Here is an 8,140-nt window from a genome sequence, read left to right as displayed (position 1 = left end):
GGGTCGTCGGCAGCGTCAAGGGTGTATAAGAGACAGCTGCGTATAGAGCGGCCTGTCAGTTAAACCTCGGTATATGAAACTCGGTACAGACGTTGGGCCAGTGGATTGCTTCCCACCATGTCGGCTTCATCACCCGCCTAAAGGCGGGTGTATTCGCCTTCCAGCCTGTATAATCGCAGGCCGAAGTCGGTTGGTACTGGTAAGTCGTCGGGGTTCGAGCGTCGAGGCCACGTTTTCGCGTTCGCCCTGACGCACTCCGTCGACCGCCCGGTCGCCGCCGGCGAGTGACGCACCGATACGCGGCAGACGCGACCCGTGCGTCGGACGCGGCCATAGAGTTATGATACCGGGGAACACGCCTCCTGTATGCCAGTTGTCTCGTTGCTGTCGGAGACGTACTTCGGAAGCACGATCCAGCAGTACTTCCTGTTTTTCGCCGTGCTGTGCCTCGGTGCAGTGGTCGGCCGGTCGCTGAGCTTCTTTTACCGGCGTAGACTGCGGCGGAAAGTCGAAGCGACGGAGACGGAGGTCGACGACATCGTCGTCTACGCGCTCGGGCGGCCCGTCGTCCTCCTCGGCGTCGTGTTCGGTGCGGTCGCGGGACGACGCATCCTCTCGCCCGTCGAGCCGCTGGAGTCGGTGTTGAACGCCTCGGTCGAGATTCCCGTCATCGTGGCTATCGCGTGGATCGCAGTCCGGTTGACGGACGGGTTCGTCGAGACCTACCTCATGAGGTACGTCGAACGCACGGAGTCCAAGCTCGACGACGAGCTCGTTCCGATTGTCAGCCGGATCGCCAACATCGCCATCGTCTCCGTCGCGGGCATCGTCGTGCTGGACTCGCTGGGGTACGACGTCGTGGCCGTCATCGCCTCACTCGGCGTGGCCGGGGTCGCAGTCGCCTTCGCTTCCCGCGAGACCATGGCCGACATCTTCGGCGGCGCGCACATCCTCTCGACGAAGCCCTTCCTCGTCGACGACATCGTCGATATCGAGGGGACGACCGGTACCGTCGAAGAGATCGGACTCCGGACGACGCGCATCCGAGATTTCGACGGGCGGGTTGTGACGCTCCCGAACGCGTCGATCGCGAAGGCCGAGGTGCGAAATATTTCCGCAGAGCCGACCCGACGGGTGAAGACCTTCCTCGGGCTGTCGTACGACACGACGCCGGCGGAGATGGAATCCGCCGTCGAACTGGTCGTCGACACGACGAACGAGGTCGACGGCGTCGACGCCGAGCGGACTGGCGCGTGGTTCTGGGACTACGGGGACTCGGCGATGCGGATCAGGCTCGAGTACCACATCGAGGCCCTCGACCGCTGGAAGGAGGTCAGAGGGGCGGTGAACGGCGAGATTCAACGGGCGTTCGCGGACGCCGGGTTCGACATGGCGTTCCCGACCAGGACGGTCCGGGTCGAACGCTCAGACGGGGACGAGGAACCGATCCGTCTCGGGAAGGTCGACGACGGGGGTTGAGCCCGGACGCGGCGCCGATTGCCGACCGGTCGGACCGACCGATCGACTGGCTTTCGACCGCAATCGGCCTTCTCGTCGGAATCGGCGGAGTGCACTATTCACCGCCGGTAGCTCGAGAGTCACGAGCGCCGAGGCGGTTTCTCTGACGGACGCGTTCGCCCCAAAGTCCGGGCTGCGGGAGAGACGTTCCGACGCTCTGCCGCATTCAGAACTCGATCGGTGACCGGTCCGCACTCGCCACGTTCCGGTCGCGCACGGGGAACGTCCCCTCAGGGCGGGATCGAAGTTAGGGCCGGCACGAGGGAGGCGATGACGAGCCCTATGAGTGCGAGGCCAGCTTTCTATCCATACATTTTCGAGGAGAAGTGCACGAACGCCTGAGAATCGCGTCTGCTGCCCTCTGAGAGGGGACAGTCGTCATTTGAGGTCGAATAGAGTACAATTTGAGCGGTTAGAGACGACGTGAGGCAATGGTCCGTACGACTCTGTCTCAAGAGCTATACGAATTAGCACAGAGACAGAGAATATGTCCGACCATGGATTCAGAATCTCTGAAAAGAGTGAGAACGATTAGTTGCAGAGGAGGTTGATGAACTCCCGATTAACACTCCACAGAGACAGGTTGTAGTTTTTGACAGTACAGGCCGTATTTTCTCGAACAGATGATAGCCTCGAGAGAGATTTCGGCGGAGCGTGGCTTAGAGGTTCCACTCCGGGTTGACTACGTTGCAGACGACCCGGCCGAACCCACGTCCATGGTATACTGTACCGATATCGAGGGGACGGAGCTACGGGTAGCAGTCCAAGAGCCATCGGCCACTGAATCGTCGTTGGAGACGGGCAAATGGTACCGGTTCGACCGGGTCGTCCGGTCGAGGTCACTCGGGGCCCAGCTCGTGTTTCCATCCGGGAACAGTGGCGTGGAACGTATCGAGGCACCGGAGCCTCAGACACACCCGCCACTGGCTGAACTTGACACGCCGTGGCTGGTCCAGCTAGGGGCAAGCGACGAACGTATCGCTGTGACAGTCCAACCCCGGCCGACGGATGAGACGGGGGGTATCCGGGTGGAAGACCCGGAGACGTACGAAATCGCCGCCGTTTGTTTCGCATACTGTGACCGGTCCAGTGATGCGACGGTATATCATCGCGAGGAACCCGACACGCGAGACGAACAGCTCCTGCTCGAGCACGTCGTCGAAGACCTTTCGGAGGCAGAAGGCGCAACGCTTGTGACGCGTGGATACGACCGCTTTCCGCTCGAAATTCTCTATCAACGTCTCGCGCAAGCATCGGGGGGCGATGTCGTTGGGACCGGAGCAGAGCGGGTGCTGAACGGGTGTTTCCACGCAACCCCGGAGAGCGTCCCGGTCAGATCGGAGGCTGACACGGTTGTCGAAGCGGCTCGTCAACTTGGCATCGAGGTCGATCCGGTTCTACTCAGCGACTACGACATCGGGATCGACCGGGCAGACTGGCGCGGCGAGGTCGACACCATGCCGCTCTCGGACGTATCCGACCCTCGGATGACCGACGGTGACTATGCGACGCTCGTCGAGCGGTATCTCGGTCCCGAGGACGGATCGGTCGATTCGGTACAACTCGCTCACTGCCTGAAAGCGTACGCGAGCGCAGATCTTGGTCTACTCCGTGAACTCGTAGCGCACGGCACGATGGACCGACTCGGCTGTCCGCGGCTCTCCGAGCGCCGTCTCAAACGATAGTCAAGCCGGGCCTACCGGGATACCGTACCAGGAGCCGAACCGGGGACGGTCAGATCAAGCGAACCGACTGCGAACGGTCCTTGCACTCACCGAATATCGTCACTCCTCGTTAGTCGTCTGCGACGACGCTGTCTTCCCAGCCTTCGCTGTGAATTCGCTCGTCGGGCGCTCCAAGCTCGGCCAGTCGGTTTTTCGCCTGGACGACCATCGGCGGGACCCCGCACACGTAGAAGTCCCGCTCGGTGAACTCGTCGAACAGGTCTTCGAGGTGTTCCTGTGCGTATCCGATCCGCCCGGTCCATTCCCAGTTGGGGTCCGAGAGCACGAAGGTCAGGTTGAGATTGGGATTGTTCGCCGCCAGTTCATTGAGCGTCTCTCGGTGAATGATGGTCTCCGCTCGCTTCTCGCCGAGGAGGATGTGCGCGTGGCCAGTGCCCTCGCGCAGATACTGCCGGAGCATCGCCATCATCGGTGTGAGGCCCGTGCCGGACGCGAGGAAAGCGACGTCTCGGCTCGTGTCGACGAGTGATCGCGCCCTCTATCGAGCCGATCTCGACCGTGTCACCCGGTCGCTTCTGGTGCATGTACGACGACGCCAGTCCGTCATCGTAGCGTTTGATCGTCAGTGCCAGCTCTTCGCTACCGGGCAGATTCGTCGGCGTGTACGGGCGGACGATTCGCTCGTTGCCCGATTCGAACCGGATCGTCGTGTGCTGTCCCGGGTCGTACTCGAACTCGTGACCGGGTACTCGCAGACGGAACCCCTTCACTCGGGGCGTGATCTGATACGTGTCAACAACTTTTGCTTCGTGTGTCATGGTGAACGAGAGCGCTGTGTGGTGCAGCCGGGCGTGCGCTGCTCCGCTGAGGCGGTTCGGCCGTGTCGAAACATGATATATCGGTGATCTATTAGTTTCGTCAAACGGTGTTTTGCCAGTCTCCGCGATGCGTTCCGGCAGGAACCGAGCGAAACGGTTCGATAAGGGGGTTGGCGCCGGAATCGGGCAACGCTGATGTATTGATTTTTGTTTATATATGTATGGTAGAAATACACAGGCATAAACAGCGCGGCTGGTCAGTAGTATCGAGAAGCCGTACGGCATGTCCGAGCTTCCACGTAGGGTCGACCGGCCGAAGAGTGGTAATCGAGAGTGAACAGATAATGGACTGAGCGGCGTCTATAACTGCGTTAAGTACATTCACTATGGATAGATTGTGAGTCGTGAGTGCCGAGGCCAACCTTCTGTCCAATCGGTTACGAAAAGAAGTGAACGAACGTCAGAGAATCGCATCTGCTACCCCCTAGGTGAGTCGTCATAGTCGACGGGCGAACGGAGTTCACTCTGAGATGTCGTATCCATACGGTAGTTTCGTCCGCGAAACCTCGTGAATAGTCAGTAACTTTATACTTTATCACCGCTCCCGACATGGACTCAAGTGGAACGAAATCAATGGCTGCACTCACAGATTCGGACGCTGAGGATACTGCACAGAAAGTCGCACTCATCACCGGTGCTTCGTCGGGCATCGGGAGGTCGACGGCAGAGACGCTCGCTCGTGAAGGAGTTCGTGTAGCACTAGCCGCCAGACGAAAAGACAAACTCCAACAGCTCAAGGAACGTGTTGAGTCCGACGGAGGTACAGCACTCGTCGTCGAAACTGACATCACCGACGAGGACGACGTACGAGAGGCGATAGAACAGATAGAGAACAGATTTGGTCGCCTCGATATCTTGGTCAACAGCGCCGGCATGATGATTCTCGATCAGGTGGAAGAGGCGGATATAACGGAGTTCCAGCGGATGATCGACGTGAATCTGAACGGATTGATGCGGGTCACCCAGGCGGTCCTGCCACTCATGCAGCGTCAGGGCTCGGGGCACGTCGTCAACATCTCCTCGCTTGCGGGACGAAAATCGTTCCCGGGGGCCAGCGGATACAGTGCGTCGAAGTACGCCGTGAACGGGTTCTCGGAGGCGCTTCGGGAGGAGTTCAGTGGTGAAGATACGGAATACATCCGTGTGACGGACATCGAACCCGGATTCGTCGAAACTGATCTCTCCGAGGGGCTGCCACCGGAGTGGATGGAGACGCTCGACCCCGCTGACGTTGCTCGCTCTGTCAGGTACGCGGTCAGTCAACCGCCCCACGTTGACGTCAACGAGATTCTCCTGAGGCCCACTCAGATGGAACTTTAACACGACTCACCGCTCAAACCGATGGAACACAAGATCGTCCTCTGTGACAACAAGACCGTCGACCGAACCGACCGAGCCGAGATCCTGGAAGCCAACGGTGCAACTATTGAAACGCTGGACGCGAAAACCGAAGCTGCCGTAGCAGCGGCCGTCGGTGATGCAGACGGGATCATCGTTGACGCGGCCACCCCAGTCACACAGCATGTCTTAGAAAGCACTGACACGCTCCGGGTCGTCGGACGGGCCGGTATCGGCGTCGACAACATCGACGTGGAAGCGGCCGCTGACAACGGTGTCACCGTGGTGAATGTTCCCGATTACTCGCTCGAAGAAGTCTCGACGCACGCGTTCGCGCTGCTTTTGGCGTGTAACAGGGCGATCTCACAGTACGACCGCACAGTGAAGTCTGGAACGTGGGACTGGAAAACCGGTCGCCCGCTCCATCGGTTATCGGGCGGCACGCTCGGACTCGTCGGATTCGGTGGTATCGCTCGTCGACTCGCCGCCAAACTCCGAGCCTTCGGCGTCGACGTGATAGCGACGGATCCCTACGTCGATGCGTCGACGATGCGTGACTACGACGTCGGGAAGGTATCGTTCGACGAGTTGCTCGAGCGAGTCGATTATCTGTCGATTCACGTTCCGCTGTACGACGAGACACGGCACATGTTCTCGACCGACGAATTCGAGCGGCTCCCCGAGAGCTGCATCATCATCAACACCTCACGTGGCCCAGTCATCGATGAGACTGCTCTCGTAGCAGCACTCGAAAGCGGCGAAATCGCCCGCGCAGGGCTCGACGTCCTCGAATCGGAGCCACCCGATCCAGAGAATCCGCTCCTCGAACGCGACGATGTCGTCGTCACACCACATACAGCGTGGTACTCCCGAGCAAGCCAGAGAGACCTCTCAGCGGGGGTCGCCCGCGCAGTTGCCGCTGTCTTGCGGGACGAAACCCCAGATAGCGTCGTCGATCCCGAGACGCCCTGGATATAGCGTCCGCATCGGCACGAGGATTCCACCGAGACAGAGGGGCACGAAAATATTCGATCGTTCAAAGGACGAGCGAAACTAGATCCCCTGGCAGTCGATCGATATTGACGGCAAGCAGTCGACCGCGCTATCGCTCGTGGTCCACGATCGATTCCGCCTTGGACTCCGCTGGCTGGAAGTTGTTCGCGGCCCACGTTTCCAGCGATTCGATCACTGGCTCGAGTGATCGCCCCCGCTCGGTAAGTGAGTACTCGACTTCGACGGGCTTGTCGTTGATGACGGTTCGTTTGGCCAGGTCTTTCTGCTCAAGGTCGTCGAGACTCGACGAGAGTACCTTGTTCGTGATGGCGCCACCGATCTCCCGGGAAAGTTCGTTGAAACGGAGGCGTTCGTGTTTCAACAATCGGTCGATAATAACTGGATGCCACTTGTACCCGATAACATCCATTCCGGTCGTAACTGCGCACCAGTCCTCTTGCGCAGACCACACCGGAAGCCGATCGACCTCATCGGTTTCCGTCGTCTCTGACATACTCCTAATGTGTTTCCCACGGCCAAAGCACTTTTGCGGTTATCGGGGCCGAGCCCTCAAGATGAATTCACTATCGGCTGAGTTGATGCGATTTCGTGCTCCGCTCGTTCCCGTTGTGAAATGATCAGTCCCGTAGAACTGGTTTCCGAGTGGATATCTCGAAAGAGTTGGAAAGGACGCGCCCTCTGGATAGGTTGTGAGTCGTGAGTGCCGAGGCCACCGTTTCTTCCGATGCCGCCCGTCTCCCGGTCACCCGTCGGGACGCTCGCCGGCGTCGATGTCGACGCTCCCCGTCAGAACGGCGTTCAGGGCCGCCCCGGCGAGGAGCGTCAGGCCGCCGACGTACAGCCACGTCAACACCAGAAGGACGCCGCCGGCGACGCCGTACAGTCTGACGCTCTGTGAGGTCGAGATGTACAGCCGGAGCCCGACGGCGCAGAGCGCCCACGCGACCGCGGCGAGCGCCGCGCCCGGAAACGCCTGCGAGAGCGTCGTCTCCGGGGCCGAGAACCGGTAGTACATCGGCAGAAACCCGGCGAAGAGCGCGACGCACAGCAGCGGAGCACTGACCGCCCTAACGACGGAGACGTCCGTCGCGACCGTCAGCGCCACCACGAGCAGCGACCCGACGGGAACGAGGACGATGATCGTCGCGAACACGATCAGACTGTCCAACACGGTCTCGACCACCGAGTGCTCGTGGCGCACGCCGTGTATCGTCTGGAACGACACGTTGATCGCCTGCACCAATCGCAGCGAGCTCCACAACAGGATCAGACCGGCGATGACGACCGCCCGTCGTCGGTCCGCGTCGTCGCCGACGATCGAATCCAACGAGGCGGCGAGCGCGCCGGCGTCGATCCCGGCCACGGCTCCGAAGAGGCCGACGGCGGGGCCGAGCCACCCGGCCGCCGAGAGCCCGATAAACGCGAACAACAGCAGCGGCACGAGGGAGTTGAACAGGTAAAACGCGACGCCCGAAGCGACGACGCCGATATCGTTTTTCCGGGCGAGCGCGACGACCGCCGCCGCGAGTTGCCTTACCGACGCGCGGGAGGGGCCCCTCGCGTCGTCGGATCCCGACGGCCTCATGCGCCGACGGAGGCTCCGTCTTCAGTCATCGAGGGCGTCGAACGGGGGTCGAGGCCTCACGGTCGACGGCGGGCGTCGGTCGACCGGTGTCGCGAGTGACGCGGTGTCCATGCGGGTAGTGG

Annotated in this window: 8 protein-coding genes; 4 read left to right on the top strand and 4 right to left on the bottom strand. The window is 60.8% G+C overall.

Annotated features, from left to right (window positions below; genetic code table 11):
• The first annotated feature begins 366 nt into the window (after positions 1–366).
• Together DJ81_RS00370 and DJ81_RS00365 are read left to right on the top strand one after the other, a co-directional pair.
• Positions 367–1,479 carry a mechanosensitive ion channel family protein gene (locus DJ81_RS00370; RefSeq protein WP_094523574.1) on the top strand — a complete coding sequence of 371 codons (1,113 nt, stop codon included), beginning with the start codon at positions 367–369 and terminating at the stop codon, positions 1,477–1,479.
• Between the two features lie 662 nt (positions 1,480–2,141).
• Entirely contained in the window at positions 2,142–3,203 is a 1,062-nt protein-coding gene (locus DJ81_RS00365) for a hypothetical protein (protein ID WP_094587908.1), read from the top strand.
• Between the two features lie 109 nt (positions 3,204–3,312).
• On the opposite strand, the gene DJ81_RS19510 is transcribed toward DJ81_RS00365, so the two are convergent.
• Positions 3,313–3,672 carry a ferredoxin--NADP reductase gene (locus tag DJ81_RS19510; RefSeq protein WP_249269032.1) on the bottom strand — a complete coding sequence of 120 codons (360 nt, stop codon included), beginning with the start codon at positions 3,670–3,672 and terminating at the stop codon, positions 3,313–3,315.
• Positions 3,566–4,021, bottom strand: coding sequence for a ferredoxin--NADP reductase (locus DJ81_RS19505; RefSeq protein WP_249269033.1), 456 nt, complete (start codon positions 4,019–4,021; stop codon positions 3,566–3,568). Before DJ81_RS19505 ends, DJ81_RS19510 begins: the two co-directional genes overlap by 107 nt.
• Positions 4,022–4,630: 609 nt before the next feature.
• On the opposite strand from DJ81_RS19505, the gene DJ81_RS00355 reads away from it, so the two are divergent.
• The gene (locus DJ81_RS00355; protein ID WP_249269031.1) at positions 4,631–5,401 is read left to right on the top strand and encodes an SDR family oxidoreductase; all 771 of its coding nucleotides are present in this window, start codon (positions 4,631–4,633) and stop codon (positions 5,399–5,401) included.
• Between the two features lie 21 nt (positions 5,402–5,422).
• Positions 5,423–6,397, top strand: a complete 975-nt coding sequence (locus DJ81_RS00350; RefSeq protein WP_094587904.1) for a C-terminal binding protein — start codon at positions 5,423–5,425, stop codon at positions 6,395–6,397.
• Positions 6,398–6,521: 124 nt separating this feature from the next.
• Here the strand turns inward: DJ81_RS00350 and DJ81_RS00345 are convergent, their stop codons facing one another.
• Together DJ81_RS00345 and DJ81_RS00340 are read right to left on the bottom strand one after the other, a co-directional pair.
• Entirely contained in the window at positions 6,522–6,926 is a 405-nt protein-coding gene (locus DJ81_RS00345) for a helix-turn-helix domain-containing protein (RefSeq protein ID WP_094587901.1), read from the bottom strand.
• 249 nt (positions 6,927–7,175) lie between these two features.
• A complete protein-coding gene (locus DJ81_RS00340) occupies positions 7,176–8,018 on the bottom strand; it encodes a YihY/virulence factor BrkB family protein (protein WP_094523568.1) in 843 nt (280 codons plus the stop codon).
• Between the last annotated feature and the right edge of the window lie 122 nt (positions 8,019–8,140).

This window comes from Halorubrum sp. Hd13, from assembly GCF_002252755.1.
Classification (GTDB): Archaea; Halobacteriota; Halobacteria; order Halobacteriales; family Haloferacaceae; genus Halorubrum.
This window is presented reverse-complemented; position numbering and strand designations above follow the sequence as displayed.

Coding starts and splice junctions, on each gene's coding strand:
- DJ81_RS00350 (WP_094587904.1), top strand. CDS start 5,423: ATGGAACACAAGATCGTCCTCTGTGACAACAAGACCGTCGACCGAACC.
- DJ81_RS00355 (WP_249269031.1), top strand. CDS start 4,631: ATGGACTCAAGTGGAACGAAATCAATGGCTGCACTCACAGATTCGGAC.
- DJ81_RS19510 (WP_249269032.1), bottom strand. CDS start 3,672: ATGATGGCGATGCTCCGGCAGTATCTGCGCGAGGGCACTGGCCACGCG.
- DJ81_RS00345 (WP_094587901.1), bottom strand. CDS start 6,926: ATGTCAGAGACGACGGAAACCGATGAGGTCGATCGGCTTCCGGTGTGG.
- DJ81_RS19505 (WP_249269033.1), bottom strand. CDS start 4,021: ATGACACACGAAGCAAAAGTTGTTGACACGTATCAGATCACGCCCCGA.
- DJ81_RS00365 (WP_094587908.1), top strand. CDS start 2,142: ATGATAGCCTCGAGAGAGATTTCGGCGGAGCGTGGCTTAGAGGTTCCA.
- DJ81_RS00370 (WP_094523574.1), top strand. CDS start 367: ATGCCAGTTGTCTCGTTGCTGTCGGAGACGTACTTCGGAAGCACGATC.
- DJ81_RS00340 (WP_094523568.1), bottom strand. CDS start 8,018: ATGAGGCCGTCGGGATCCGACGACGCGAGGGGCCCCTCCCGCGCGTCG.